Origin of the sequence: Acinetobacter lwoffii, assembly GCF_024129595.1 — a bacterium.
Taxonomy (GTDB): Bacteria; Pseudomonadota; Gammaproteobacteria; order Pseudomonadales; family Moraxellaceae; genus Acinetobacter; species Acinetobacter lwoffii_O.
Genome location: NZ_JAMXXS010000020.1, coordinates 28676 through 55182 on the forward strand (window position 1 = coordinate 28676; position 26507 = coordinate 55182).

Here is a 26507-nt window from a genome sequence, read left to right on the forward strand (position 1 = left end):
GAATGACAACACTTCAAGAACTTTGTATAAAGCGAAAGAATCAAATTGCGAACAGCAATGGTACAGAAGCCTTACGCAATCGTATAGCACAACTTAAAACTTTATCTGGTGATGAACGATTACGCTTTGCTGAAAAACTGAAGGGTTATATCGAAGCATTATTCGATAACCAACTGATTACCTTCCAGGACGCAAAGGACCGGGAATGGATTGTAGACAGCAACGTAAAAGGACTTCACTAATGTCTGATATGAAACACCGCATCATTAACCGTCTTGAAAATATGTTCAGCTTCAAGACACGTGGCGAATGGTTCCGTGAAGGGATCTGCCCACAATGCGGTAAAAAAGAACTTTATACCCATGCCCACAATCCACGTATCGTGAAATGTGGTCGTCTGGTCAAATGTGGTTATGAAGAACACGTCAAAGATATCTGTGATGACTTATTCAAAGACTGGTCTGAATATCATCCACAAACCGATACAAATCCAAATGCTGCAGCAGATGCATTTTTATCAGAAGGTCGTGGTTTCGATCTTAAAAACTTAATTGGTAAATACACCCAGCAGTTCTATACAGATAAAGACAGTAAAGAATCATCTGCAACTGTTCGCTTTATGCTAGATGACAAAAACTATTGGGAACGTCTGATTGACCGACCAGAACGTTTTGGCAATAAAAAAGCACGCTTTAACTATGGTTTCAAAAATTCTGGCCAAGCATGGTCAGTATATGAATTGGATGAACTTTGCCGTTTAGGGGAAAAAGGCCAAGCGATCTGGATCACTGAAGGAATCTTTGATGCCATTGCACTGAGTCAGTCAGGTGTGAAAGCCATATCTTGTCTGTCATGTGTCAACTACCCTTCTGCATTCTTAAAACAAATTGCAGAACGTTGTCATGAACTCAAAATTGACAAACCACGTTTACGCTGGGCATTCGACAATGACTCTGCAGGTAAAGGTTACACAGTTAAATGGCATGAACGTTCACGTGCTGAAGGTTGGTCATCTACGGCTGCACAGCCACCGGCAAATGGTGGTAAAAAACTTGATTGGAATGATTTATTCCAGTGGGACAAACTCAACCCTGATCAATTCCCAAAGTACAAACACTATGGTGAATTGCTGATTGCTGAAACTGCAGAAGAAGCCGGTCTTTTAATTTACAACTTCTATGAAGGTCGTCGTCACACCTTCTATTACAACCACAAATTCCGTCTGTACTGGTGGGAACTGGACTATGACAAATTCAATAAAGCAGTTCAGCACCTGGAAGACCGTAACAATGAAGCAGCAGAAAATGGTGGTCAGATCCTTACTGATAAAGAGATCCGTGCCAGTGCATTGAAGAACTGTTCAGCAGCAAAAGAAATCTGTAATGCTCAGATTGAACCGTTGTACTTCCAGCGTAATGAAATCACCGATGAATCTTGGTACTACTTCAAATTGCAAAGCCCATGGTCAGAAGCAAAAACCACCTTTACAGCTGATCAAATGTCATCACGTTCAAAGTTCAAACCACGTGTCATGTCTGTGATGTCTGGTGCAATGTGGACAGGTACAGATAATCACCTGGAAACATTCATCAAACGTGAAACTGAGCGTTTACGTGAAGTCAAAACTATTGACTACATTGGTTATAGCCGTGAGTACCAAACTTATATCTTTGAAAAATATGCCGTGCATAAGGGCCAAATCATTGCCATCAATGAGCATGACTTTTTCAAAGTAAAACGTCAGGAAATTAAAACACTGGCAAGTTCACCAGCGATAACATTGAACCCGAAAAAACAGTTTGATCCGTCATGGTGGGAGGACTTCCATAAAGTCCGTGGTGCTAAAGGTATTGTGGCTTTGGCTTGGTGGATGGGTTCATATTTTGCTGAACAAATCCGTGCCATGCACAGCTCATACCCTTTCATGGAAATTGTCGGTGAAGCCGGTGCAGGTAAATCACGTCTAATCGAAATGATGTGGAAACTTTCAGGCCGTAAAGACTATGAAGGCTTTGATGCCAACAAATCAACCAACGTGGCGGTGTACCGTAACTTTGCACAGATCGCAAACCTGCCAGTCGTGCTGATCGAAGGCGACCGTAATGACGTGAATGGTAATACTGTTCAAAAGTCAAAATTCAGTTGGGATGAACTCAAAGATGCTTTCAACGGACGTGCCATCCGTTCCAAAGGTTTAAAGACTGCAGGTAATGAAACCTATGAACCACCGTTCCGTGGTGCCATCCTGATTTCTCAAAACACGGCAATTCAGGCTTCAGAAGCAATTTTGACACGTACTTTGCACTTGTACTTTGACCGCAAAGGACAGTCATTGGAAACCAAACGCATTGTCGATGAACTGGACCGTATGGAACTTGAAGATGCCTGCACGTTTATGACCCATTGCCTGCGTCATGAAGACAAGATCTTAGAGACATACGCATCAAAGTTACAGTCAATTGAAGATCACTATCATGAAATTGGCATTACCCATACACGTATTGCCCTATGTCATGCACAAGTGGCTGCACTGATCGAAGCAATGACCAAACACGTTTTGCCAATCGACTTGGAAGACATGCTTGAAGCACAAGAAATGCTTGAACAGATGGCGCGTGAACGTGTTGAACAGTTAAACGGTGATCATCCTGATGTGGAAAAATTCTGGGATGTTTATGAGTACTTGCAAGGCAACCGTTCACCAGAATGGGGACTCAATCATCATGACAACGATGCTCAAACTATCGCTATCAACTTAAACGAAATTTACAAAGTGGCTGCACGTAATTATCAGCAGCTGCCTGAAATCAATGAAATGAAAAAATTACTTCGCACCTCACGCAAGTACAAATTCATTGAAAGTAATAAACAGGTGTACTCAGACCGTTTCCCTGCCGATGACGTGGCAGCGGTGAATAAAAGTCGTGAAGTACCAGGTAAAGCAAGCCGAAATGTGAAGTGCTGGATCTTCACCAATCCAAATTTAGGGGCAAAGAAATAATGAACGCTCAAACACAAAAAGACCAAAGCTATTACACCATGATCGCTGAACACCAAGAACTTTCAGCACGTGTACTTCGCTTGCACAGTATTTTAAATCAGCATCATTGCGTTCAATACATGCCAACGGAAGCATGCATCTTGATCAACGAAATGAAAAATATTGTCGACACAGGCAAAGCGCATCCTGATGGCTTGGAAACCACAGCACTGAATTTTGATGATGCCCTGCCGTTCACGGATCCTGAAATCAACACCGTTCACGACTTCCAAGTGGGCGACACCGTGTGGATCCCGGATGAATTTGCACGCTACAAATTTATTGTCAGCAGTCATCAGCGTTTTGAAGTGACTCAGATCGTCGGCAATGATCAGCTGTATGTTTGTCATATCCATAATCCGAACATTCCATTCACTAATAACCAGAAATGCTTCACAGCGCATTTCAGTCATTTTGCCAAATTTGAAGGAGAAACATCATGCGCGGTGTAAATAAAGTTGTACTGGTAGGCTCATTGGGTGCCAATCCTGAAAGCAAAAGCTTTCCAAACGGTGGTTCACTTTGCAATTTCTCCATTGCAACGTCTGAAAAATGGCAAAACAAACAGAGCGGTGAATGGATTGAACAAACTGAATGGCACCGTATCGTGGTCAAAAACCGCTTAGGTGAAATTGCCCAGCAGTACCTGAAAAAAGGTTCAAAGGTGTACATCGAGGGCAAATTAAAAACACGTCAATGGACGGATCAGAACGGTATTGAACGCTACACCACGGAAATTCATGCAGAACAGATGCAGCTGCTCGACTCTGCACCACAGGCAAATGGCTATTAAGGGGAAAGCAATGCAAAAATATTATGAAATTAATGACACAGAAGCTGTAAATAAAATTGATGCGGCTCTTTCAGCTTCGAATAAATTTGACGAAAAACTTTATCAAGTTGGTGAACAATATGCTGCTGATGGGTATGGCGTTCACAATACTTTAAGCAATGGAAAAATTTTCCATCACATTTGGTTTTTCGATGAATCAAAAATTGATAAGACTCTTTTTAAAATTAGCAAAGGTAAGCCAATGAATGGCGAGCCTATTTTTGAAGCTAGACCACGTAAGACAAATAAGCAGTTTTATTCAGAGTTCATGAAGGATCTTCATAGCCTTAATTACTCTGATCTAACAACGACACTCTTTAGTGAAGTTATCCGTTATGGTGCTGATTTAGCCTATAAAAAGAAAGGCAATAAATATTTTATTTCAGCGAACTTTGATGTTGTTTTGCCCCATGTTGAATTGACTGCCAGTCAGTATCAAAGTGCTACGAAGGAAACAGAGAAATGATCAGAGTCGCCCCTAACCATGAAAAAGCAGCTGAAGCGTACGGTACTGTGAAAGCAATGAATTGTGAATATGTGAATGTCATTGCCAAGGAATATCCAATTTCCGACACAAAAGTAGGCTATTACATTGCCGGCATTTCTCCAGCAACAGCTGAAAATGGTGTAAGTCGTGAACAATGGCTTGCAGAGTTTGAACAATTGAATGGAAACAAAGAATGAACGCTGCACTGAATCAATTTGATTCAAGTTTCTTATTGGCCATGAAATATCAGTCTCCAGTGGTTCCACTGGAGGTGATCGTAAAGGACTTTTTACCGCATCTTAAAATTGAAACAGCAAAGAAACGTGCAGCCGTTCAAGACTTGCCCTTCCCGACGTTCAAGGCAGAAGATTCAAACAAAGCCCCTTACATGGTGAACATTACAGACGTGGCAATTTGGCTAAACAAACAAAGTCAAATTTCCAAACAAGATTGGACAAACATGCACGCCTAAAAACGTGCATTGAGGGTTTAAAAATGCAATACGAAAATAATTTAGAAAAATTAAAGGCTGAAAAGCCTGAAGGTGCCACCATTGTGGCGGTCAAGGGTGATCGAGTGACCTACTTTAAGGAAACGGAAAAAGATCGTTTACTGACATTCAATCGCACCATGTGGGTAAAAACTTGGTTCACACCATTTCACATGAACCTAAAACACTTTGATTTTATCGCGGTGATCTAAATGAAAGCGGTTTGCACTGTTGTAGGAAATGTGGTTTTTGATGGTGATGTAATCTTTATCAATGCAAAAAAATCTGATATGACTCATGCTATTTTTTTGGATTATGGTAAAAATTCAGCAAATTTTATAGGTAAAGGCGCGCTTTTCTGCAATCGATTTAATTTTGATCTTTCTTTCAAGCTAATGTTTTTATGGATTTGGCACATAGTAATTTTAAGAAAACCTCATGTCTACTTAACGAAAGCCCTCAAATGAGGGCTTTTTCTTTGGAAACTTTCATCGCTTCCACAAAATCCAATCGATCACGACGGCTTTTCAAGTTCACATAACGTCTTAGACTTTCCCAAGACTCATGCAAACTGATCTGCTGCAGCTGGGGAATGGTCAAGCCATCTTCAGCCAATCGGGTAATCCCTTCATGACGTAAATCATGAAAACGTAGATCTTCAATCCCTGTCATCTTGATCGCTTCACGCCAACGTGATGCAAATGATTTTGCATTCAATGGCAACAATACCGACGGATCTGCCGAATCTAAACGAAGCATTTGATCACGGATATCAGGCTTCATTAATTCTTTGATGACACGTTCAGCCTGTTCAGTCACTTTAAAACTTTTATGATTGCCGGCACTGCCATTCGGATTTTTTAAATCAAAAACTTTCCATTCATTGTGGTGCTGATCAAATTGATTCAAAAACAGTCGTGTCAATTCATCTTCACGCCTGCAGGTATAAATGGCCAACCACATAATCAGATGCAAAGGCATGGATGTTTTACTGGTTTTCCAACGTTTATAGAAATAATTGGTCAGTAATTGCAGCTCATTTGATGTCGGCAAACGGTCACGTTTCTTAGATTTTGTGATCACACGTGCATTGCGTAGACCTTTCATCGCCTGTTCTAGCTCGAAAAGGTTCACTTTTTCACCCCAAACGAGATCCGCATGCGTCAAAACCACCTTTAAATATTGCAAATCTTGCAAGGCAGTACTTGATTCAATCGGATCTGCACCGATCTCTGGGTACCCTGTTCGCCTTAAATAGGTATGATCAGTAAAATCTTTCCTGGTCAAATCACTGATTTTGACCTTTCCGATTGGCCAATTGGTTAAAAAGCGGATGCCCATGCGTTTGGATCTTCCAAAACCTTCAACTTCTTTTAAATATTTCTCTAAAGCAGCAGCTAAGGTCATGCCATTTGAAATATTTGCAGAAATCATCAGTTCCGGATTCAATTCAAGTTCATATTCGCGCTTTTTGATCCATGCTTCAGCCAATGACCTTTTACTAAACGTCTTAGACTCTGTAAAATTCGGCAGCCCTTGTCGCTTGACGCGCACCTGCGCCCTGTATTTTTTCACACCAGTGGACAGAACTCTTTCTGTAACTGTACCCATAAATTTGCACCCTGACCCAAAACCCATTTCACGGTGCAAATACGGTGCACCGAAATACTGAAATATGGGGAAATATGAGTAAAAATGCGAGTAAATGCAATATGCAAAATGTAGATAAAGCCCTGAAAAATCCACAACTTATTGATAACTCAATAAAACCTCGTATTTCCGTCGCACCGATGATGGATTGGACCACCAAAGACTATCGTTTCTTTGCGCGTCTGTTTAACCCGAATGTGATTATGTACACCGAAATGGTTACTACGGGTGCAATCATTTACGGTGATGCCAAACGTCATTTGGACTTTAATACGCAAGAACAGCCAATCGTGTTGCAACTCGGCGGCTCGAATCCAAAAGATCTCGCCACTTGTACCAAGATGGCGCAGGACTGGGGCTATAACGAAGTCAATTTAAATGTAGGTTGCCCAAGTGACCGGGTACAAAATAATAAAATTGGTGCCTGTCTGATGGCGGAGCCTGATCTAGTCGCAGAGTGTATTGCTGAAATGCGTCACGTGGTGGATATTCCAGTAACCGTAAAACACCGGATCGGAATTGATGATATGCACTCTTATGAAGAGATGTTGCATTTTGTCGATACCGTGGCCAAAACCGGCTGCAATAATTTTATCGTGCATGCCCGTATTGCTTTATTAAAAGGTCTATCACCTAAAGAAAACCGTGACGTGCCACCCCTACGTTATGAAGATGTCTACCGTTTAAAACAGGATCGTCCTGATCTGCTGATCGAGATCAACGGCGGAATTAAAACCTATGCCGAAACGCTGGAACATCTCCAACATGTGGATGGGGTGATGATTGGCCGCGAAGCCTATCATAATCCTTACTTACTGGCTGAACTGGGCCAACTGTGGAAGCTGGATGCACCAGACCGTTTTGACATTATGCAACAGATGCTGCCTTATATTGCCCAGCGCATGGCCGAAGGTGCACCTTTATCCATTATTACCCGTCATATTTTGGGACTGTTCCAGAACTTGCCGGGTGCACGTAAATGGCGTCAGGCTTTAAGTGGTGGTAATGCTAAAACCTTGAAAGATGTAGAAACTGCACTCTTTAATATTCAGGAAGCCATGCAGCGTACCGAAGATTATGTACGTGAACATCAGCAAGTTAAATCCTAAATACAAAAAGCACCGATGATCGGTGCTTTTTTATAGCGATTGCACATGAGTTATTGCGTATACGCCGTGATATTGCCGACCGGAATCGGCTCTTCCTGATAAGAAACATCTTGTAATGCGGGTTCAGCCACTGGTGTGATCAGAGAGCCGGAGATATTCTGATTTGGTTCATCTACAGGCTCTAGATCATCCAAGGCTGAGGCCAGTTGCTGTAATTCCCGATCCAGTTGCTGACGATATTTTTCAATTTCAATTTCATCAATAAAAGCAAAGGCATCATCTTCAATCGACCAACTATATCCCCCATCCACCTTAAAGACTTTTACATGAATGGGATATTCCTCACCCTGATAATTCAGATGAGAAATGGCCTGAAACTCATTCCCCTGACGCTGGACAATTTTGACCTTTTTCACGGTAAAACGATAGTGTTGATAATCTCGATTGGAATTAAATTCACGTTGCATCTGCGTTTGAATATTTCTGGCCAGTTCATCCATCGAGACAAAATAACTGCATCCAGCCAGACAGGCGACCATCCATAACATCATGATTTTTTTCATAGCGCCCCTCTTTTTTCTTTCCACTTCCTGCTTATAGTCGATATATGCAGTATTTTTATCTTTGTTTATTCTGTGACCCATTTTATGCTTTTTTGCAAAAACAATAAACAAAACAGCGCTTCGATTAAGACTAAATATTTATGGTTTATATAGTTTTTTTGAATTAATGATAAAAAATCAGCCATAAAAAAACCCTGATGGATTCAGGGCTTTTTCGATACAGATCGTTTTAAAAATCATCATCACTGGATGGATCACGATGCAAGGCATCATGAATGGCTTCGATCAATTGCTGGGCAATCTCCTGCTTGGAGGCTTTTTCCAGATCACGTTTATCCAGCTGATAATGCTCGGCAAAGAATACTGTCATGGCATTTTCATCCGAAGCAAATCCGATATCCGCACGTGAAACATCATTGCAGGCAATCATATCCAGCTTTTTCGCGACCAGCTTTCCCGCAGCATATTCTTCAATATTACGGGTTTCAGCAGCAAAACCGACCATAAACGGCCGTTTTTCCTGTTGGGCTATAGTGGCGACAATATCCGGATTTTTCACCAGCGCCACATTCAGTTCATCTCCGGCTTTCTTGATTTTATGCTCGGCAACCTGTGCCACACGATAATCGGCTACCGCAGCGGTCGCAATAAAGATATCGCAACCGTTTTCCAGCATTTGCATGCTTTCATTCAGCATTTGTACAGCAGAAGAAACATTCTTACGTTTCACACCATTTGGGGTGTCCAGACTGACCGGCCCTGCGATCAGGGTGACATTTGCTCCTGCTGCATAACAGGCTGCAGCCAGTGCAAAGCCCATTTTCCCGGTACTGTGATTGGAAATATAGCGCACCGGATCAATCGCTTCGCGGGTCGGGCCTGCGGTAATCGTGACTTGTTTACCCGCAAGCAGGCCAAATTTTTCCGCAATCGCACGTTGAGCTTTATGAAAATATTCAGTCACCTGATGCGCTAAATCTTCCGGCTCAGGCATCCGGCCCAAACCTACATCACCACAAGCCTGTGATCCCGCGTCCGGCATGATCACATGCACACCATCTTCGATCAGTGTCGCAAGATTGCGCTGCGTTGCTTTGGCTGCCCACATTTGCTGGTTCATGGCAGGCGCCACCCAGACGGGTGCTTTCGTCGCCAGATATAAAGTACTTAAGAGATCATCAGCCAGACCTGCGGCAAACTTTGCCAAGGTGTCACAGCTGGCCGGTGCTACCAGCAACAGATCTGCCCAACGTGCCAGCTCGATATGGCCCATGCCGGCTTCTGCTTCAGTATCCAGCAATTCGGTATGTACGGGATTGCCCGATAAGGCTTGAAAGGTTAAAGGTGTAATAAAAGCCTGTGCACCGTGAGTCATGACAACCCGCACATCAAATCCGGCATCTTTCAGACGGCGGACCAGAATTGCACTTTTATAGGCAGCAATACCGCCAGTGACGGCCAAAATGATATTTTTATGAGGAATTACACTTAGATCAAAGCTCACGAACAGATTACCTTGCTGTTGCAGTGGGGCTCACAATAGCATTAAATAATCGCATCCCCAAGAGATCAGCTTGCGGGAAAACTGATAATTCATAATAAATAAGTCTAATAACTATGCAATTTTCTATTAAAAACTGGCCGGAACAAGAACGGCCGCGAGAACGCTTAATTCAATATGGCGCAGAAAGTCTGTCCGATGCCGAGCTACTGGCTATTTTTCTACGCTCCGGTTCCCAGCAACATTCGGCAGTTGATCTGGCGCGTTTGCTGATTCAGCATTTTGGTCATTTGACTGCGTTGCTCGATGCACCTTTACAGGAGGTCAGCCAGTTTCATGGCATGGGCATCAGTAAATATACTCAACTGATGGCCGTCAAGGAACTCGGACGGCGTTACATAGCCGAGCACCTGAAACAGGATGCACTGGAACTCACCAATTCCAAACGGCTGAGAGATTACTTACGTTTTGAACTGCTCGGTGAAACTCAAGAAGTGTTTGCCGTGCTGTGTCTGGATGCCAGTCTAAGAAAAATTGCCTTTAAAAAACTGTTTTATGGCTCCATCAATGCATGTGATATTTCCATTAATCAATTGTTGCGTTATGCCATTAGCCAACAGGCTACTTCCATTGTGATTGCACATAATCATCCACTGGGCCGGCCCTCTCCATCCAAGGCTGACCTGGCATTGACCCGTCAGATTCAACAAGCCTGCCAGCTGGTAGATATTCATCTGATTGACCATTGTATTATCGCTTTGGAGGGCAGTTTTTCCTTTGCTGAGCAGCAACTCATCAAACCAGAAATGCAGTATTGAATAGCACTTGACAAAGCAGGCACAACTCCACAAGATCATGAAAAAAATTGTGATGATTCCAATAAATGATCGTACGTGACCAGCCAACTGTTTTTAAACTGCTGTTTTCCTGGCGAGGGACGATTTTACCTAAAGTTTTGCCACCTTTGGGCGTGGTAATGCTGATGTCAGCTATCATTGGTGGCTTGTCACATATTGGCTATTTTCATTTTCCAGAATTACCCCTGGTCGGATTTACCCTGATTGGAGTGGTACTGTCTATTTTTCTTGGTTTTAAAAATACCGCCTGTTATGACCGCTGGTGGGAAGCGCGCAAACTTTGGGGAATTCTAATTGCCAATTCACGTCATTTTGACCGTGATTGCAGGATGCTGTCCCAAGGTCGCCGTGAGCGTGTGATTCAGCATGTGATTGTCTTTGCCAATGTACTCCGCGATCGCCTACGCCATCAAACAGCCAATCCGACTGAACTGGTTGAAACCAGCGGCATGAGCCAGCAGGCGGTGACCCAACTCTATCAGCAGGCCAATGCGCCGCAATATACCTTAAGCCTGATTCAATGGGAGTTAATGCAGGCGCTTAAAGAAGGTGAAATCTCCGATATCATCTATATGCAGATGAATAATCATGTGGCAGAACTAAGTATTGTCCAGACTGGTTGTGACCGGATTGCGACGACGCCTTTGCCTTTTGCCTATTCGGTCTTGCTGAATCGTACCGTCTATTTTTTCTGTTTTATTTTGCCTTTTAGTTTAGGTTCAACGCTTGGTCTGTTTACGCCTTTGCTGGTCGGCATTTTGGCCTATACCTTTTTGGGACTAGATGCGCTAAGTTCAGAAATTGAGGAGCCTTTTGGTACCCAAAGCAATGACTTGCCACTGGACTCTATGGTACGTACGATTGAAATTGAGCTGTTAGGAACGTTGGGTAAACCAACGCCACCACCGATTCAGGCTCAAGATCATAATTTGCTATAATTTATAATTCTCTCCTCGCCCTTTGCTATTAGTAGCGAAGGGAAAATCTTCTCTCAAATAAAAAAGATCGAGGTAAAGGAATGACTAAACAAAACTCTCCCAAATTCCGACCTGCCCCGGTTTAAGGCTCGGAACATTACCGAGTTTAATCCAGGGCATATGATCGCCATGAAAATCACTGCCAATCGAAACTTTAAGATCATGTTCAGCAATCATTCGATCCACCATCTGCCGGGTTGAACTTGGCTCAATCGCCGGTGGCAGCTCGACGGCATCTCCACCGAACTTGGCAAAATTCTCGATAAGATAACGGATATTGGTCGCAGATAAATCATATTTAGTCGGATGTGCCAGTATCGCAAAGCCACCACTTTCATGAATCACCTGAATCGTGTCTTCAAGACTCAAGCCATCAAATTTGACATAGGCTTTCTTGCCTTCCTTGATGTATTTATCAAAAGCCTGTTGCGGACGTGTCACCATCCCCTTTTCTACCAGCGTTTTGGCAATATGAGTCCGTGTCACCCGATCAGGGATATGGTCCACTTTGGCCAGTACATCAGCATAAATATCTTCACCAATTAAAGGAAGCAACAGATCACAAATCTGTTTAGAGCGTTCAGCCCTGATTTTCTTTTGCTGATTGAGGGCTTTTTGTAAAGGCTCAGGATTTTGCATATTTAGGGCGACGATATGCACGCCATAGTTTTTTTTGGTGGCAGGACGTGACCACTGGCTGGATATTTCCACCCCCGAAATGATCTTAATCGCATGATTTTTAGCGGCTTCCTCAGCCAATGCCAAACCGTCCATGGTGTCATGATCCGTCAGGGCCAAAGTATGGACAAGTTTTTCCACAGCCGCTTCGACTAATTGCTGAGGACTGAAAGTTCCATCAGAAATATTACTATGTGTATGTAAATCTACGCCGTGCATCTCTATACTATGACATTTATTTGATCAGATTTAGATACTCTAACATGAAAGCACTTTTAGACTTTGTGCCACTCATTATTTTCTTTTATTTATATAAAACTGTAGATCCAAAAGACACTGACCATCAATTGCTGCAATTGATCGGTTCTGCGGGGGGTGTCGACAATAATAATATTCTTGTTGCAACCACAGGTCTGATTATTTCCATGCTGGTCGTCTATGGTGCGTTATTTGTCATGCAAAAATTCCGTCTGGACAAGCAGCAATGGATTGTCTTGTTTATGACGGTGATTTTTGGTGGTATCACCCTGATCCTCAGCGATGATTTTTATATCCGTCTAAAAGCCGTGTTACTGAATCTGGTCTTTGCCGGGGTCTTTTTGTTATCGCCCTGGTTTAGCAAGGATAAAAAACCACTGATTCAGCGCCTGTTTGGTCCGGTATTCAATCTAAGCGAAAAAGGCTGGTTCAAGCTGAACTATGCTTGGGTTGCCATGTTCGTACTGATGTCATTTCTGCATACCTTTTTCGCCTATTTGTGGATGGATGGAAAATATTGGGGCGAATTTACCGCATTCGGTGACATGATCGTGATGTTTTCCTTTATCATTATTCAGTTTATTGTATTGCGCAAATACTTTAAGACCGCTGAATAAGTCCAACTACAAACGATTGAGATTCATCATGCCATTATTCGTCGTTAGCTGTACCGATCGGGAAGGTACAGTTGAAAAACGCCTCGCGATTCGCCCACAACATCTTGCACGTCTGGAACAGTTAAATGCTGAAGGCCGCCTGATTGTTGCAGGTGCCATGCCTAAAGATCCAGCCAATCCACAGGCCGGTTTTTATGGCAGTACCATTATTGTCGACTTTGACAGTCGTGAAGCGCTGGATACATGGCTACAGGATGAACCTTTCTTAAAAGAAGGTGTGTACGAACACATCGATGTCAAACCATTCAATAAAGCATTCCCTCAAGGATAAGGTTCATGCGTGTTGTTACTGCCAGTATCATTGGCCTATGTTTTATGATTTCTCCAGTATGGGCAGTCGAAGTTGCGCCTGCTCCTGTGATTCAGGAAAATCAGACAGCACAACCTCAAGGGGCAGCGGCGACTGCCCAAACCCAGTCTACGCCGAAACCTGCCATTATTCCTGCCGTAGCGACTTCTGCCCAGCCAGTGCCACCTGCCGAGAATAAACCTTTAACTGCAGAAGAAATCGCCAAGCTGAAAGCCCAGCAAGAGGCCAAGGTCAAAGCCTTGGTCAAAGATCAGGCCACCCGTTTGCAGCAACTGGAAAAAGCCAATCTGGAAGCACTATCGCAAAATCAGGAATTGCAGCTCAAGAATGACAACCTGGGCGTTCAGGTACAGGTGCTGCAAAGTGAACGCAGTGCGCAGATGTTCCTCTACGGTGCAGCAACATTGGCTGTCGGTGTATTGCTCGGCTTCCTAATTGCGAGCTATGTTTATACCAAACGTCGTCGTCAATGGTAAGCTATAGCCCTTCCCGATATCTTTAAGGTTGTACCCGTTTTGTCGCACGCAATTCAAACTGCCGATCTGGATTGGCAATTGGTGGATGGCATTGATGTGCCTGTGTCCAAGCAATTTGGTGATGTGTATTTTTCCAAAGACAATGGCTTGCTGGAAACCCGGCATGTCTTTTTAAATGGCAATGATCTCACGACGCGTCTGGCAGATTTAAAACCTTTTGAATATTTCTGTGTCGGTGAAACGGGTTTTGGTACTGGTTTAAATATTCTGGCGCTGTGGCAGCTCTGGCAACAGGTGCGTCCGGATAATCACAGTCATCTGCATGCGATTTCAGTTGAAAAATTTCCTCTTTCCAAAGTTGATCTGATTCGGGCCTTAAATGCCTGGCCAGAACTCAAGCCTTTAGCTGATCAACTCATCTCTCAATATCCGATGCCAATTGCCGGCTGTCATCGTCTCAGTTTTCCTAAAGAACGATTCAGTCTGGATCTATGGCTGGGTGATGCACATGATGTTTTCCCGGTGATTGAAAAAACTGCGCCGGTGAACGCCTGGTTCCTGGATGGTTTTGCGCCTTCCTGCAATCCGGACATGTGGGAAGAAAATGTTTTAAATAATATTGTACGTTTATCCGAGATCGGTACCACTTTCGCCTCTTTCAGTGTTGCTGGCGTCTTAAAACGTGGCTTAAAAAATCATGGGATTTCAATTTCCCGCCCACGTGGTTTTAAGCATAAGCGTGAAATGCTGAAAGCGATCTGGAATCCGGCTGAAGAGACTGAAAGTTCATTAATACAAGAAATCACTCAAAAAAAAACTGAGCGAGATACAGAGACCAATATCAGACCTAGCCAAATCGCTGTGATTGGCGCTGGAATCGCCGGTTTAAGTACAGCCTGGGCATTCGCTCAACGTGGTCATCAAGTCACGATTTACGACCAGTCAGCGCCACTCTCAGGAGGTTCTGGCAATCCACTGGCTTTGCTCAATCCCAAACTCTGTCCGGTTAAGCAAAGTGCTGAACATCTGATGACATTGGCCTGGCAACATGCCTTAAATCATTACCAAAAATTTAAAGCTTTCCGCCCGATTCAGGTCAATCAGCTTGGCTTAAAAAATCCTGAACAGCTTTTAGGATTGGCAGATGAATATCCTGAAGAAATTCTTGCTGTACAAGATACAGAGTCGCAAGAGCTTCAAACTGCATTTCCAAGTTTAAAATTACTAGAAGCTGGTGCAGTTTCACCTCATCAACTGCGTGAGGAGATTTTGCTGCATCCTCATATTCAATATCAACAGGCCAAAATTAGCCATATTGAAGCGGCTACAAAACCTCAGCTATTTGCTAATGAACAGGATCTAGGTGAATTTGATCATGTCATTGTCTGTACTGCGCGAGAAACAGCACAATTCTTTGCAGATTATCCAGTTTTGAAACCGATTCGCGGACAGGTCAGCTGGGTAAATAATCAAGCCCAGCCTTTAAGTCAAAATATTGCCTATAGTTACGGCGGTTATTGTATGCAACTGGATGCTGAACATCTAATCTTGGGTGCTTCTTTCTATCCAGGTCGCGATGATGCAGAGGTGTTGGCAGAAGATCATGTGCATAACTACGAACTGATTCACAGTGTCTTCCCCGAATATGCACAATCATTAGCTTCTACCGATACCTGGCAAGGTCGTGCATCGGTACGCGCACAAAGTCAGGATTATTTCCCCCTACTGGGTAAAATGAAAGCCGATGAGGAAATATACAGCTTTGCCGGTCTCGGCTCTAAAGGTTTTCTGTTTGCGCCGCTCTGCAGTGAAATTCTGGCAGCCCAGATTCTCGGTGAAGCCTGTCCGGTGCCATCCAGTTTAGTAAAAAAACTCAGTGTGACTCGTTTTCAAAAGAAAGTGAAAATGAAGAAACCGTATTTTAAGCTACAAATTTAATTACTATTTTGAATGAATCCCCCTAAATCCCCCTTTAAAAAAGGGGGGACTTTTCTCTACTTTTATGAATAAATAGAATAGATGTAGCTCCTCCCTTTAGAAAAGGGAGGTTGGGAGGCATTAAATCTCACCCATTAAAAAAGCGCCTTGCGGCGCTTTTTTTGACAGAATGCTTATACACCCTGTTCAAGCGGTAAGCCTGCATCACGGGCAGCACGAGTACCACCCATCAGAATGACATATTCACGTGAGCTGTCAAAACCCTCTAGTTTTTCCGCAGCACGTGGAGCTTTACTGCCCCCACCACACAAGATGTAAATGGGTTGATCCGCTGACACCTGAGTTAGGCTTTCTGCTGAAAGATCGTTAATGGGCTGATTCACCGCCCCTTTCACGTGTGCTTCAGCAAAAGCACTTGAATCGCGTACATCCCAGATAATTGCATTTTCTGGGAACTCAAATGTTGTAATTTCTTGTTTACGGATCATTGCGCACTCCTTTGATGTAAACAACACTTGGCAAATGAAGAAAACATCCCTAGCATCTCAGATATTCTTTCCCTTTGTAAAGGTCTAAACTATGCCTTCTTTCGATATTGTTTCTGAATTAGAAATTTTTGAAGTAAATCATGCAGTTCAAAACACCCAAAAAGAAATTGCGACCCGCTTTGATTTCCGTGGTCAGGACGTTTCTATTGAACTGAATGAAAAAAACAAGGAAATCAAAATCTCGACTGAAAGCGATTTCCAGTGTGAACAAGTCTATAGCATGCTGGAAAGTCATTTCTTTAAACGCAAAGTCGATATTCAGGCGCTTGATCCACAAAAAATGACGGCTTCTGGCAAAAATGTGATTCAGGTCATCAAGCTTAAAGATGGTCTTGACTCAGATACCGCAAAAAAAATTAATAAAGCCATTAAAGAAAGTGGGATTAAGGCGCAATCTTCTATTCAGGGCGACAAGATTCGTGTGACTGATAAAAAACGCGATACATTGCAGCAAGTAATGGCATTCTTGAAAGAACAGCAATTTGGTTTGCCTTTACAGTTCAATAACTTTAAAGATTAAGACAGCAACGTCTGTAGAAGGAATTATGGCAAAGAACAACCGATTAGCCAGATTAGTCAAAGCCACTGCACGATTACCGCAAGGCATTCGTACTGCTTTGTTAAGTAAAACTTTTGGCCGGGTGGTCCCGATGGTCGGCTCTGCCAAGATTCGTTATGAGGAAATGAGTGCATCCAAAGTGGTAGTAAGTATGGCCAATCATAAAGCCATGCAGAACCATATCGGACAAATCCATGCATGTGCAATGGCCCTGCTGGCAGAAACAGCAACCGGGTTTGTAACCGCAATGAATGTACCGGATAGCGCAGTGGTTTTGATTAAGAGTCTAAAAGTAGACTTTAAACGTCCGACCAAAGGTGCCCTGACGGCAGTTGCTACCTTGACTGCTGAACAGCAACAGCTTATGCAAAGTTCAGACAAGGGTGAAACTCTAGTTCAAGTTGTGGTACGTGACGAATCGGGTGAAGCACCGATTCAATGCGAGATGCTCTGGGCCTGGATTGCCAAAAAGCAATTGAAGCAGACTTGATATCAATACAGACAAAAAAATCCCAGATCATTAATCTGGGATTTTTTATGAGACGAATTATGACTTCTGCTGAGATTCTAGAAACTTCTGTTTTGCTTCTTCTGGAATCGGACGTTTATTGCCCTTCACATCCACTGCCACAAAGGTAAATACCCCTTCAGTCACGCGTACAGGCGGACGTGAGTCGTCATGGCTATCCCATACTTCAATTTCCATCTGGATGGAGGTATTGCCGACTTTTAAAATTTTGGTATAGCAGCTAATCACATCACCGACTTTTACCGGAACCAGGAAGGTCATCTGGTTAATCGAAATCGTGGCACAACGTCCCTTTGAAAATCGTTCTGCGTGAATCGCGCCTGCCAAGTCCATTTGTGAAACGATCCAGCCACCAAAGACATCACCACTCCAGTTGGTATCTGCAGGCATTGCGATCGTCTGTAGGGAAAGAATCCCCTCTGGTCTTACTTGAAAATCTGACACTTTCACTCCAGGCATTTGAATTAGGGTTGGGTATTTAACTGCTGATCAAGCCATTTTTGCAGCTCGCTTGACCGTAATGCACCGCTTATTCTAGCAATTTCGTTGCTTTTATTCATCAACACCAGCGTCGGAATACTGCGAACATTAAATGCAGAACTTAAGCGCGGATTCGCTTCGGTATCAATTTTGGCAAAAACTACATTTGGATATTGCTTCGCGACAGTCGCAAAATGCGGTGCCATCATTTTACAGGGACCACACCATTCTGCCCAGAGATCAATCAGGATGGGCAAGTCACTATGCGTGACAAACTGGCTGAAATTTTGCTCATTCAGTTCAATCGGTGCTAGTGGAATCAGGGCTTGATGACATTGACCACAAGCAGGATTGGCAGTGAGTTTATCTTCAGGGACACGGTTTTTGGCCAGACATTCCGGACATACAATAATCATCTAGCGCACTCCAATATGTTGATGTAAGAATTCTAATTGGGTCGAAACTGCTTTTTCAAACCATTCCCCATGATAAATATCAAAATGCCGGATATTCCACTCATGATATTGCACAAATGGCGCAATATTGGTCGCAGTTTCCCGACTCGATTCAATGGGAATCAGACTATCCAGTTTTGCCGCAATAAACAGGACGGGAATGTTGATCTTTCTTACTTCCTGAATCGGTCGATAGCGCATCAGTTTAAAGAATGCCCGTGCAGGAATATGACCACTCCAGTAATAATCCGGATTGACAATCGATAGATAACCTTCATAACTGTCCTGCGTCGGCATAAAACAGAGTTCATGTGGATCAACTACAGGTAAGGTTTTTGGTGCCATACCAACCTTGGCCCCCATATAATCCTGACTGGAAACTTTAAGCGCCTTGGGGAGTTGCTGTAAAGGATATAGTTGGGCACTTTCAGCCCCATCGACAAAAGGCACCTGTACCATCGCCGCCTGAATATTTTTCAGCTCTGCTGCAAGTGTCAATACATGCCCACCACTTAAGGCCGTACCCCAGAGCACGATCCGTTTACTGTCAATCGATTTGCGTTCCTGAATATGTCTGATCATGGTTCGCCAGTCATCGAGCTGGGCATTGATCGACACCAGTTCACGCGGGCGTCCGGTGCTACCACCCCAATAGCGATAATCAAATAAAACCACCGCATAGCCGGCACTGGCAAAACGCTGGGCATATTGCACCAGTTTAAATTGACGTAAGGCAGCCAGACCATGGGCCATCAAAATTACGGCCGGTTTTTCTATATTTTTAGGCCGATAAAAATCTGCAGCAATCACTTCCTGACCGCTTTTGACATACAGTGGTTCAACTGTATAAGCCTGCATACGCGCTCCATTGCGTTATCTTATGGTTATCATCATTTATAAAAATTTCAGAACAGGTTCAGCATGTTTTCAGCTTAATGCTATCATAAAGCATATCGATATAAATGAAATGATGGAGTGGCGTCATGAGCGAAAATGTAGGTTTTGCTGGTCAAATTGGTCCGGAACACGTAACTCAAGTGGTTGAGAAAGGTTTTAAGTCGATTATCAACAACCGTCCGGACATGGAAGGTGGCACTGAGCAGCCAAGCAGTGCACAAATTGAGGAAGCTGCGCGTGCGGCAGGTCTGGATTATGTGTTTCAGCCAGTAGTAGCCGGTCAGATTACTGAGCTTGATGTACGCACTTTTGCCAATCATTATAACGAGTTACCAAAACCGATCTTGATGTTCTGTCGTACTGGAAACCGCTCGAATAACTTATATCAACTGGCAAAACAGATGGACCTGCTGGATGATTAAGTCGTTCTGGAAAGGTGTGGTACTGGCAACCTATTTTAGCTGTATTACACCTGTTTTTGCTGCAAATGATCTTAGCCGTGCGCTGACCTCTACGGTGAGTGTTACGGGGCAAATGACACCAAGCAAGTTTCAACATTTGATTCAGCAAGGTTTCAAATCTGTGATTGTGAATCGTCCTGATCAGGAAACTGGTAATAATGTTACGGTGAGTCAATTACGCTCTATTGCGGAAAAATCTCAAGTGAGTGTGATTTATCAACCTGTAGTGAGTGGCCAAATTTCCCAAGCCAATATTGAGGAATTTGCGCGATATTATAATGAGCTGCCAAAGCCGATTTTGATGGTCTGCCGTAGTGGTACACGTTCAGCAGCTCTGTTCAATCAGGCAAAAATACAAGGATTGATACATGAATAAAGTGTTATTGGTACTTTGCTTAAGCCTGACGTTTGTCGGCTGTAGTTCGATGAATGTGAAGCCAACTGTAGGTGTGAGTGTCGGAACTGCAATTTAAGTTTTTAAATTTTAGCTCCCATAAAAAAACAGCACCGGAGTGCTGTTTTTTCTTACTTTATTGGCAATTTGAACTTATGCCATATGGACTATTTAGGTTAGGACCATATGTACCATCTGAACTATAATCACTACTTAATGACGCTAAGCCAAGATTATAAGTTGTTCTCGTTGGCAAGCTTGCTACAGTCGATGAAGCGCCGACCTGTATATTTAACCACTGTGCATAAATCTTAGGATAACGAATTGTTAAATCAAATTTCCCTTCTTTATCCGTTGTATAAGTAGCAACTTTATCTTCTCCTTTTCCTAAGAAGCTCACTACTTTTACAGGGACTGTCGTATTCGGATTAACTTCTGTATTTGTCACTGCATTACCACTAGCATTGGCAATACAAGATAATGCAGAGTTCAAAATTAATGGCTTAGTCACATCATTATCAGTGAAATACACTTCATTAGGACCGACCCACATCGCTTCTGGTGCCCCTCCAATCACTGGAGCTAATGCCCAAATGTATTGACCTTTTGTATATGTTGTAGCTATAACAGACATATCTACAGGTTGGTTAGCCAAAGGCTTACCATCAAAATCACTTACTTTAACTGAAAGATTTTTTGTGTAATAAACCCCATCGCTAGAACTTTCAATAGCAGTTGGATTCACACCAATTACAATTGAAGCACGTGGATTTTCATCAGCAACATTATTGATCAGAATACGACCAATTTGCTGTGCATCACGGTAACCTTCTTCTATATAACGTGCTGTTAAATCTAATTCATCTGAATCAAAATTAATTGCCAAATAGTTAGGATTACGAGCACTTTCATCAACTTTCACACGGAATGTTGCTTGACCTGCTTCATTTGTAGTCAAACCAGACGGTCCGACAATCACAACTCCATTTAAGACAAAGTTTTGTAACTCTAAACTCACATATTTATCTGCAACACCACCACCATTACGATCTAACAAAGTCACTGTCACATCAGCCATATCATTTTTAACATTCATAGCAGGCTTAGATGATTCAATTCTCAAATTATACTGCGCTGGCAATGGTTCCGCTGGACTTGCTGGAGTTGGTCTAAACGCATCCAAACGATAAATATTACTTGCAGTTGCGCCATCTTCATTGAGATGTTCAGCAATCAGCTCAATACCGCTGGCAATCAACAAATCACCATCTACCGTTGCCCCATCAATTTCGACAGAGAAGAAAGCATTACCGTTACTATCCGTTAAAACTGTTTGAGGTTCACTTGTATTCGTCGGATGTCCACTACCTTGAGTACCAATAATCAAAGTCGCTGAATTTAGAGCAGAAAGTTTAACTAATTGATTAGAAACTGGTTGACCATCTTTATTATTCAAAGTAACAGTGACAATTGTGCGATCACCTGCAACACTCAAATCATTTTTATCTGGTGAAATAACCAATGAGTTTGTATTTACTGCATTTTTAACCTCAAAAGTTAATTCTGCATTCAGTTTCGTACCATTTGGTTTTGTAATAGATCCTGTAACAATGATATTACCCAATGCTAGTAAAGCATCTTTATCCGCTTTAGATAAATTAGTCGGAATAATCAAATCTACAACAACATTTCCTTCCTTAGAAACAAGTACCGTTTCATTATTCAAGAATACACCCAAATCAGTAACTTCTTTAGGTAAACTCAATTGAACTGGAACACCACCAGTATTTAGACCAATTTCATCTTTTACCGCAACTTGAATTTTTTGAGTTTCACCAAACTCAATATACTTACTTTCAGAAGTTAAACGTAAATTTAGTGCCTCATCAGGTACTGTGACCTGAATGGTACTTGTCTGCTGTAGACGATCGCCATTGTTTAAATTCGTACCAACGACTGCAAAAGTAATCCCTTTTTTAGCTAAATCTGGGTCATATACCCCTTCAGATACAGTAATCGTAAACTCTGCTTCACCTTTACTATTCGTTTGCGCTGGTACATCACTTAATGTCACACGGCTAGAAGTGAGGCTAGATAGTGCAAGTGCAATTGGTGTATTAGGAATAGCTTTACCAGAAGCATCTTTTGCAATTACTTTAACTCGTGTCTCACCACCTAAAACTGAGATCGAATTAGCGTCTACTATATCTAAAGCAACTAAATCTTGGAAAACCACAGCTGGTTGACTAACATCGATTTTTTTAGAAACAGTATAAGCCGAACCATCTTTGCGCTGACCAATTAAACCAACAGTAATACCATTTGTAATCAAGTTAGCGAGTTCAGTCGTATTGTTTGCTTTCACTTTTACAGTGAATACCGCTTTACCATCATCCCTTGTTACAAGTGCAGATGAAGAAACTAGGCTAACACCATTATTTAAGGCTGCATCATTAAAACCAATACCGATTTTTTGACCTGCGTAAACTAAGTTATCAGTTCCTTTAGCATCAACTGTAACATTAAAAGTATATTCTTGACCGACACTGAGCGCTGTACTACCAGGCATTTCTACAACGAAATGATCTAGATCAATCTCAGTATTATCTGTCGGCGCTTTAAAGTTAAGGGTCAGTGTTTGCTGAGCATTTGTATTAGACTCTGATTTAGCCGTAATGCGAATACCATTCGCAAGTAATTCTTTTTGTTTGGTTGAACCATTTGGCCTATATAAATAAGTAAATGTTGCATGACCATCTGCTTGCGTTGGTAAAGATGAACTACCAGATAAACTCAAACCTAATGCTTGTAAATCGCTTATAGCGAGAGTTGGTAATGCAACAGATACTGTTTCACCTTTTAAGGCACTTCCCTTCACACCTACAGCTTTTACTTTGACTTCAATCTTTTGCTCTTGCGTGTAATCAAATGCAGTATTAATTGGGTCAACCATTAGGTATCCCACGGCTTCTTCAGACTTGGTTTCGTCTTCTACAGCAATCTTCACATTTGTACTGATACTATTATCGGTTGTGAACGTCGCTGTAATACCAGCCGCGACCAGAGCATCTACAGCGGCTTGTGTCTTAGCACCTGTGCGTAAAGTATAGCTAACATAACCATCTTTAAATTCTTGCGTTGCAGCTTCATCAAATTTAACAGCATTAGAAACTGCTTCTGCATTTAATGTTAATGTCACTTTACCTTGAGTTGCTGCCTCACCCTTGTTATTAATACCTTTAACGGTAATTTTAACAAGATCATCCTTAGCATTAACTTTATAAGAAGATTGAACTTCTAGACGTTGCAGAGCCAACTCATCTGAAGAGTTGGTATTTTCCGTGATAACCGTAATTGTATCTTGAGCAAAAACTTCCTGATTATTATCAGTATATACTGCTCGGATATTAATCCCTTGTTGGGACAAAGCAATTGGATAGCTTGAATTAGTGGTTACTGTAAATGTTGCATAGCCTTGAGCATCTGTTTCTACTTCAGCTTTATCTAACTTCACACCATAGGCATCACTTAAGTCAGTAAATAATAATTGTACTTTTTTATTTGCCAATGGAATGTCGTTACTATTTTTAGCACGAACTTTAATAACTGATTTACCACCCTGTGCAACTACAGGTTTATCTTCTTTAATAATTTCAAGTTTTTGTACGACTTGAGAGACTTCCTTAAATGTAATCGCACCTTTAACTGTTTTTTGAGCCTTATGCTCATCAACCAAAGTAAATACGAGCTCTCCCGAAGTTGCTGTTAATTGCTTAATTTCATCCGCTGTAAGATCCGTATTTGCTTTGATCGTAAATTCAGCTTGACCTTGTTCATTTGTTGGAACATTCGAACCTGAGATAATAGAAAATTTACCCAACATATTAGAAGGTAAGGACAAAGTAACATCTTGGCCAGCTTTTACACCACCATTCTTATCAGTTACAGTCGCTGCTATTGTAGCTGAACCATTTGGAAGATTTAAAACGATACCTTGCTGAGCCTTAATTTCATATTCACTCTGCATTTGGCTGGTTTTAAAAATATTTAAAGTATGTGTTTGCTGAATCGTTGTACCTGCTACTGTCGTAGTCAGTTGAACCTTTCCATTTTCGTTTGCGATTTTAGGAATATTGAGCTTAAATGTTGCATAACCGCCAGTAGTCGTCGTGACTGTAGAATTTTCACTTGTAACATTTAGTTTTTCAGCATCAGCAATAGAAAGAGTTACGCTCTTGCCTTCGATACCACCTTTGTCTTTATTTAAAATTTGAACAGAAAACTCAACGACTGAACCATCATTTACTTTAGTGATTGGATTACCTTCAGCATCACTAATTGAATCAATTGCAACACTGTCTACAATCTGTGCAGTATTATTTTCAGACGTATTATCCTGTGTATTACCACCTGTACCATCAGATGGAGAATCATTATTGTAATAACCATCGCTCCCCCCCCCCCCACATGCAACCAAAGAAATCGATGTTGCTAAAACTGTTGCATTTACCCCTAGATTTTTTAAACTTATTAAAAAACTCATGATTTGTCCTGCTCGATATAATAATTAAGTCGCCAATAATAAGGCTTCTGGGTTTTACACAAAATTTACTCAAATTAGCAAAAATAAGCAATCTAGTTACATAATTTACACCAGAAACATTGTAAACCATAAATAGGAAATAATTATGTTTTGAGACTTGGTAATCATTCTATGTACGACCTCATTATAATTGGCGCAGGCACTGCAGGAATCAGTGCTTATAATAAAGCCATTAAACACACCCAGAATATTTTAATTATTAATGATGGCCCATGGGATACCACCTGTGCACGTGTGGGCTGTATGCCAAGTAAACTGCTGATCTCATCTGCAAATCGTATGCATGACATTCAATCCGCAAACAACCTCGCTTTACAATATGATACTGTAGTAGATACTTCTGGTGTCATGCAAGGTATGCATATCCTTAGAGAACGTTTCATTCGCGCAACCTTAAAAGGCGTAGATCAATGGGAAACTTCACATAAAGTTTCTGGGCATGCAAAGTTTATTGATGCGCATACAGTTGAAGTCAATGGACAATCTTATCAGGCCAAAAGCTTTATTGTTGCTGTAGGCTCACGCCCCAATATTGATGAAACTCTAAAGCAAAAATTAAAAGACAAATTCATCACTTCCAATGAAATATTTGAATTTTCCCAATTACCTAAGTCTTTAGCAGTGATCGGGAGTGGCATCATTGCAATTGAATTAGCTCAAGCCATGCAACGCCTGGGTGTACAAACCACAATGTTTGCGCGTAGTCAAAAATTAGGTGCTTTAACTAGCCCAATCTTACAAAAACTGGCGCAAGAGCAATTCAGCAAAGAGCTCAATATCAAATTTAAAACCTTACCAGATGAGATTGAGATCCAAGCTGATAAAATAAAGATTAACTTTACAGAAAATGATCAGACTAAGAGTATTGAAGTTGAATATGTCTTAGGTGCTACAGGTCGGCAAAGCAATATAGATCGTTTAGGTCTAGATCAACTCAATTCAATATTCAAGGACATCAAAAACCTTCCTATCGATAAAAAAACCAAACAACTTGCGAATCTACCTATATTTATAGTCGGTGATGCTGCGCCTGATGCACCCATTCAACATGAAGCCGCGCATGCCGGCAAACAGGTAGTTCATAACTGTGTGAATTATCCGAATGTAAAACCTATTACTGCTTTAACACCATTAGCTATTGTATTTTGTCATCCTGAAATGGCGATTGTCGGAAAAAGCTTTAAGCAACTAGAAGATCAACAAGTCAACTTTATTCGAGGATTCGTCTCTTACGAAAACCAAGGACGTGCGCTAGTCCTAGCGGAAAACACAGGCGGAGTAGAAGTTTATATTGATAAAAACTCAGGTAAATTACTTGGTGCAGAACTCTTCTGTTCACAGGCAGAACATCTGGCCCATTTATTAGCCTGGATGATTGATGCAGATCAAGATATTCACCAGATCCTAAAGAAACCTTTTTATCATCCTACGCTGGAAGAGGGTCTTAGAACTGCCTTTAAACATGCTCGACGTCAGTTTGATGCATTGCAAGAAAAAAGTTAAGCAATCCAACCCTTACTCAAGGTTAATTATCGCTCTAGCTTAATATTGGACACTGTATAAAGTTAACTTTATATGAATACCGAATCGTCAAGACAATTACTCCATGCACAAAAAAACACCCCCTTCTAACGAAGGGGGTGTTTAGAATAATGAGCTGGCGATGACTTACTCTCACATGGGTAACCCCACACTACCATCAGCGCTAAGAGGTTTCACTTCTGAGTTCGGGAAGGGA

General features: G+C 41.9%; 29 protein-coding genes, 1 rRNA gene and 1 pseudogene. 21 read left to right on the top strand and 10 right to left on the bottom strand.

The features are described from left to right. Positions 1-2: 2 nt before the first annotated feature. The 9 genes and pseudogenes from NI466_RS10400 (at position 3) to NI466_RS10440 (ending at position 5316) form a co-directional block, all read left to right on the top strand. Positions 3-242: a hypothetical protein gene (locus tag NI466_RS10400; RefSeq protein ID WP_253173500.1), complete on the top strand. Its 240-nt coding sequence runs from the start codon at positions 3-5 to the stop codon at positions 240-242. Continuing rightward, positions 242-3001, top strand: coding sequence for a toprim domain-containing protein (locus NI466_RS10405; RefSeq protein WP_253173501.1), 2760 nt, complete (start codon positions 242-244; stop codon positions 2999-3001). The genes NI466_RS10400 and NI466_RS10405 overlap by 1 nt, the downstream gene beginning before the upstream one ends. Next, positions 3001-3492, top strand: coding sequence for a hypothetical protein (locus NI466_RS10410; protein WP_253173502.1), 492 nt, complete (start codon positions 3001-3003; stop codon positions 3490-3492). The genes NI466_RS10405 and NI466_RS10410 overlap by 1 nt, the downstream gene beginning before the upstream one ends. Beyond that, positions 3480-3818 (top strand): annotated as a pseudogene (locus tag NI466_RS10415) (single-stranded DNA-binding protein); the annotation flags it as partial. The gene NI466_RS10410 and the pseudogene NI466_RS10415, both read left to right, overlap by 13 nt. A gap of 25 nt (positions 3819-3843) precedes the next feature. Beyond that, entirely contained in the window at positions 3844-4338 is a 495-nt protein-coding gene (locus tag NI466_RS10420) for an alkaline phosphatase family protein (RefSeq protein WP_253173503.1), read from the top strand. Beyond that, on the top strand, positions 4335-4556 hold the full coding sequence (locus tag NI466_RS10425; RefSeq protein ID WP_253173504.1) for a hypothetical protein: 222 nt from the start codon (positions 4335-4337) through the stop codon (positions 4554-4556). Before NI466_RS10420 ends, NI466_RS10425 begins: the two co-directional genes overlap by 4 nt. Further along, the gene (locus tag NI466_RS10430) at positions 4553-4831 is read left to right on the top strand and encodes a pyocin activator PrtN family protein (RefSeq protein WP_004672722.1); all 279 of its coding nucleotides are present in this window, start codon (positions 4553-4555) and stop codon (positions 4829-4831) included. The genes NI466_RS10425 and NI466_RS10430 overlap by 4 nt, the downstream gene beginning before the upstream one ends. Positions 4832-4854: 23 nt before the next feature. Then, complete coding sequence (locus NI466_RS10435) at positions 4855-5061, top strand: hypothetical protein (RefSeq protein WP_137311802.1); 207 nt, start codon at positions 4855-4857, stop codon at positions 5059-5061. Then, positions 5062-5316 (top strand): hypothetical protein, encoded by a 255-nt coding sequence (locus tag NI466_RS10440; protein WP_253173505.1) that lies wholly within the window; start codon positions 5062-5064, stop codon positions 5314-5316. On the opposite strand, the gene NI466_RS10445 is transcribed toward NI466_RS10440, so the two are convergent. After that, complete coding sequence (locus tag NI466_RS10445; RefSeq protein WP_253173506.1) at positions 5309-6460, bottom strand: tyrosine-type recombinase/integrase; 1152 nt, start codon at positions 6458-6460, stop codon at positions 5309-5311. The genes NI466_RS10440 and NI466_RS10445 overlap by 8 nt on opposite strands. A 101-nt stretch (positions 6461-6561) precedes the next feature. Here NI466_RS10445 and dusA point away from each other — a divergent pair, with 101 nt between their 5' ends. Continuing rightward, positions 6562-7608, top strand: a complete 1047-nt coding sequence (gene dusA / locus NI466_RS10450; RefSeq protein ID WP_253173513.1) for a tRNA dihydrouridine(20/20a) synthase DusA — start codon at positions 6562-6564, stop codon at positions 7606-7608. A 50-nt stretch (positions 7609-7658) separates the two neighbouring features. On the opposite strand, the gene NI466_RS10455 is transcribed toward dusA, so the two are convergent. After that, complete coding sequence (locus tag NI466_RS10455) at positions 7659-8171, bottom strand: hypothetical protein (protein WP_005252911.1); 513 nt, start codon at positions 8169-8171, stop codon at positions 7659-7661. A 229-nt stretch (positions 8172-8400) separates the two neighbouring features. Then, a complete protein-coding gene (gene coaBC / locus NI466_RS10460; protein ID WP_253173507.1) occupies positions 8401-9675 on the bottom strand; it encodes a bifunctional phosphopantothenoylcysteine decarboxylase/phosphopantothenate--cysteine ligase CoaBC in 1275 nt (424 codons plus the stop codon). A 113-nt stretch (positions 9676-9788) separates the two neighbouring features. On the opposite strand from coaBC, the gene radC reads away from it, so the two are divergent. Together radC and NI466_RS10470 are read left to right on the top strand one after the other, a co-directional pair. Next, on the top strand, positions 9789-10490 hold the full coding sequence (gene radC, locus NI466_RS10465; RefSeq protein WP_005248144.1) for a RadC family protein: 702 nt from the start codon (positions 9789-9791) through the stop codon (positions 10488-10490). Positions 10491-10555: 65 nt separating this feature from the next. Beyond that, positions 10556-11467, top strand: a complete 912-nt coding sequence (locus tag NI466_RS10470) for a bestrophin family protein (RefSeq protein WP_004733710.1) — start codon at positions 10556-10558, stop codon at positions 11465-11467. Between the two features lie 84 nt (positions 11468-11551). Here the strand turns inward: NI466_RS10470 and NI466_RS10475 are convergent, their stop codons facing one another. Beyond that, positions 11552-12403: a PHP domain-containing protein gene (locus tag NI466_RS10475; RefSeq protein ID WP_253173508.1), complete on the bottom strand. Its 852-nt coding sequence runs from the start codon at positions 12401-12403 to the stop codon at positions 11552-11554. Between the two features lie 44 nt (positions 12404-12447). Between NI466_RS10475 and NI466_RS10480 the strand changes: the two genes are divergently transcribed. The 4 genes from NI466_RS10480 to mnmC are packed head-to-tail and all read left to right on the top strand — an operon-like array spanning position 12448 to position 15843. Further along, positions 12448-13059: a septation protein IspZ gene (locus NI466_RS10480; protein ID WP_004645132.1), complete on the top strand. Its 612-nt coding sequence runs from the start codon at positions 12448-12450 to the stop codon at positions 13057-13059. A 28-nt stretch (positions 13060-13087) separates the two neighbouring features. Next, positions 13088-13390 carry a YciI family protein gene (locus NI466_RS10485; protein ID WP_004281605.1) on the top strand — a complete coding sequence of 101 codons (303 nt, stop codon included), beginning with the start codon at positions 13088-13090 and terminating at the stop codon, positions 13388-13390. A gap of 5 nt (positions 13391-13395) precedes the next feature. Beyond that, complete coding sequence (locus tag NI466_RS10490) at positions 13396-13905, top strand: SH3 domain-containing protein (protein ID WP_253173509.1); 510 nt, start codon at positions 13396-13398, stop codon at positions 13903-13905. Positions 13906-13944: 39 nt separating this feature from the next. Beyond that, the gene (gene mnmC, locus NI466_RS10495) at positions 13945-15843 is read left to right on the top strand and encodes a bifunctional tRNA (5-methylaminomethyl-2-thiouridine)(34)-methyltransferase MnmC2/FAD-dependent 5-carboxymethylaminomethyl-2-thiouridine(34) oxidoreductase MnmC1 (RefSeq protein ID WP_253148520.1); all 1899 of its coding nucleotides are present in this window, start codon (positions 13945-13947) and stop codon (positions 15841-15843) included. A 173-nt stretch (positions 15844-16016) separates the two neighbouring features. On the opposite strand, the gene NI466_RS10500 is transcribed toward mnmC, so the two are convergent. After that, positions 16017-16331 (bottom strand): rhodanese-like domain-containing protein, encoded by a 315-nt coding sequence (locus tag NI466_RS10500; protein ID WP_005101788.1) that lies wholly within the window; start codon positions 16329-16331, stop codon positions 16017-16019. Positions 16332-16422: 91 nt separating this feature from the next. Here NI466_RS10500 and NI466_RS10505 point away from each other — a divergent pair, with 91 nt between their 5' ends. Next, positions 16423-16911: a YajQ family cyclic di-GMP-binding protein gene (locus NI466_RS10505; RefSeq protein WP_004281601.1), complete on the top strand. Its 489-nt coding sequence runs from the start codon at positions 16423-16425 to the stop codon at positions 16909-16911. A gap of 25 nt (positions 16912-16936) precedes the next feature. Next, positions 16937-17440, top strand: coding sequence for a DUF4442 domain-containing protein (locus NI466_RS10510; RefSeq protein ID WP_180181188.1), 504 nt, complete (start codon positions 16937-16939; stop codon positions 17438-17440). 57 nt (positions 17441-17497) lie between these two features. On the opposite strand, the gene NI466_RS10515 is transcribed toward NI466_RS10510, so the two are convergent. From NI466_RS10515 to NI466_RS10525, 3 genes are all read right to left on the bottom strand, one after another. Next, positions 17498-17869: an acyl-CoA thioesterase gene (locus tag NI466_RS10515; RefSeq protein WP_218955192.1), complete on the bottom strand. Its 372-nt coding sequence runs from the start codon at positions 17867-17869 to the stop codon at positions 17498-17500. A gap of 74 nt (positions 17870-17943) precedes the next feature. Beyond that, the gene (gene trxC, locus NI466_RS10520; RefSeq protein WP_085064696.1) at positions 17944-18375 is read right to left on the bottom strand and encodes a thioredoxin TrxC; all 432 of its coding nucleotides are present in this window, start codon (positions 18373-18375) and stop codon (positions 17944-17946) included. Then, positions 18376-19272 (bottom strand): alpha/beta hydrolase, encoded by an 897-nt coding sequence (locus NI466_RS10525; RefSeq protein WP_085064695.1) that lies wholly within the window; start codon positions 19270-19272, stop codon positions 18376-18378. It lies immediately after the preceding gene. A 125-nt stretch (positions 19273-19397) separates the two neighbouring features. Between NI466_RS10525 and NI466_RS10530 the strand changes: the two genes are divergently transcribed. Beyond that, a complete protein-coding gene (locus NI466_RS10530; protein ID WP_253173510.1) occupies positions 19398-19733 on the top strand; it encodes a protein tyrosine phosphatase family protein in 336 nt (111 codons plus the stop codon). Next, positions 19726-20148: a protein tyrosine phosphatase family protein gene (locus tag NI466_RS10535; protein WP_253148517.1), complete on the top strand. Its 423-nt coding sequence runs from the start codon at positions 19726-19728 to the stop codon at positions 20146-20148. The genes NI466_RS10530 and NI466_RS10535 overlap by 8 nt, the downstream gene beginning before the upstream one ends. A 154-nt stretch (positions 20149-20302) precedes the next feature. Here the strand turns inward: NI466_RS10535 and NI466_RS10540 are convergent, their stop codons facing one another. Further along, complete coding sequence (locus tag NI466_RS10540) at positions 20303-24709, bottom strand: Ig-like domain-containing protein (RefSeq protein WP_253173511.1); 4407 nt, start codon at positions 24707-24709, stop codon at positions 20303-20305. A gap of 171 nt (positions 24710-24880) precedes the next feature. On the opposite strand from NI466_RS10540, the gene NI466_RS10545 reads away from it, so the two are divergent. Continuing rightward, positions 24881-26272 (top strand): dihydrolipoyl dehydrogenase, encoded by a 1392-nt coding sequence (locus NI466_RS10545; protein ID WP_253173512.1) that lies wholly within the window; start codon positions 24881-24883, stop codon positions 26270-26272. A 152-nt stretch (positions 26273-26424) separates the two neighbouring features. Here NI466_RS10545 and rrf read toward each other — a convergent pair. Next, positions 26425-26507 (bottom strand): 5S ribosomal RNA (gene rrf / locus NI466_RS10550); the annotation flags it as partial.

Bases quoted from the DNA above. Each gene is read 5' to 3' on its own strand.
- NI466_RS10410 (WP_253173502.1), top strand. From the start codon at position 3,001: ATGAACGCTCAAACACAAAAAGACCAAAGCTATTACACCATGATCGCT.
- NI466_RS10455 (WP_005252911.1), bottom strand. From the start codon at position 8,171: ATGAAAAAAATCATGATGTTATGGATGGTCGCCTGTCTGGCTGGATGC.
- NI466_RS10425 (WP_253173504.1), top strand. From the start codon at position 4,335: ATGATCAGAGTCGCCCCTAACCATGAAAAAGCAGCTGAAGCGTACGGT.
- NI466_RS10530 (WP_253173510.1), top strand. From the start codon at position 19,398: ATGAGCGAAAATGTAGGTTTTGCTGGTCAAATTGGTCCGGAACACGTA.
- NI466_RS10545 (WP_253173512.1), top strand. From the start codon at position 24,881: ATGTACGACCTCATTATAATTGGCGCAGGCACTGCAGGAATCAGTGCT.
- radC (WP_005248144.1), top strand. From the start codon at position 9,789: ATGCAATTTTCTATTAAAAACTGGCCGGAACAAGAACGGCCGCGAGAA.
- NI466_RS10540 (WP_253173511.1), bottom strand. From the start codon at position 24,709: ATGAGTTTTTTAATAAGTTTAAAAAATCTAGGGGTAAATGCAACAGTT.
- NI466_RS10500 (WP_005101788.1), bottom strand. From the start codon at position 16,331: ATGATCCGTAAACAAGAAATTACAACATTTGAGTTCCCAGAAAATGCA.
- NI466_RS10515 (WP_218955192.1), bottom strand. From the start codon at position 17,869: ATGCCTGCAGATACCAACTGGAGTGGTGATGTCTTTGGTGGCTGGATC.
- NI466_RS10535 (WP_253148517.1), top strand. From the start codon at position 19,726: ATGATTAAGTCGTTCTGGAAAGGTGTGGTACTGGCAACCTATTTTAGC.
- NI466_RS10490 (WP_253173509.1), top strand. From the start codon at position 13,396: ATGCGTGTTGTTACTGCCAGTATCATTGGCCTATGTTTTATGATTTCT.
- NI466_RS10510 (WP_180181188.1), top strand. From the start codon at position 16,937: ATGGCAAAGAACAACCGATTAGCCAGATTAGTCAAAGCCACTGCACGA.
- NI466_RS10430 (WP_004672722.1), top strand. From the start codon at position 4,553: ATGAACGCTGCACTGAATCAATTTGATTCAAGTTTCTTATTGGCCATG.
- dusA (WP_253173513.1), top strand. From the start codon at position 6,562: ATGCAAAATGTAGATAAAGCCCTGAAAAATCCACAACTTATTGATAAC.
- NI466_RS10435 (WP_137311802.1), top strand. From the start codon at position 4,855: ATGCAATACGAAAATAATTTAGAAAAATTAAAGGCTGAAAAGCCTGAA.
- NI466_RS10420 (WP_253173503.1), top strand. From the start codon at position 3,844: ATGCAAAAATATTATGAAATTAATGACACAGAAGCTGTAAATAAAATT.
- NI466_RS10525 (WP_085064695.1), bottom strand. From the start codon at position 19,272: ATGCAGGCTTATACAGTTGAACCACTGTATGTCAAAAGCGGTCAGGAA.
- NI466_RS10445 (WP_253173506.1), bottom strand. From the start codon at position 6,460: ATGGGTACAGTTACAGAAAGAGTTCTGTCCACTGGTGTGAAAAAATAC.
- NI466_RS10470 (WP_004733710.1), top strand. From the start codon at position 10,556: ATGATCGTACGTGACCAGCCAACTGTTTTTAAACTGCTGTTTTCCTGG.
- NI466_RS10480 (WP_004645132.1), top strand. From the start codon at position 12,448: ATGAAAGCACTTTTAGACTTTGTGCCACTCATTATTTTCTTTTATTTA.
- NI466_RS10440 (WP_253173505.1), top strand. From the start codon at position 5,062: ATGAAAGCGGTTTGCACTGTTGTAGGAAATGTGGTTTTTGATGGTGAT.
- NI466_RS10485 (WP_004281605.1), top strand. From the start codon at position 13,088: ATGCCATTATTCGTCGTTAGCTGTACCGATCGGGAAGGTACAGTTGAA.
- NI466_RS10405 (WP_253173501.1), top strand. From the start codon at position 242: ATGTCTGATATGAAACACCGCATCATTAACCGTCTTGAAAATATGTTC.
- NI466_RS10505 (WP_004281601.1), top strand. From the start codon at position 16,423: ATGCCTTCTTTCGATATTGTTTCTGAATTAGAAATTTTTGAAGTAAAT.
- NI466_RS10475 (WP_253173508.1), bottom strand. From the start codon at position 12,403: ATGCACGGCGTAGATTTACATACACATAGTAATATTTCTGATGGAACT.
- NI466_RS10400 (WP_253173500.1), top strand. From the start codon at position 3: ATGACAACACTTCAAGAACTTTGTATAAAGCGAAAGAATCAAATTGCG.
- trxC (WP_085064696.1), bottom strand. From the start codon at position 18,375: ATGATTATTGTATGTCCGGAATGTCTGGCCAAAAACCGTGTCCCTGAA.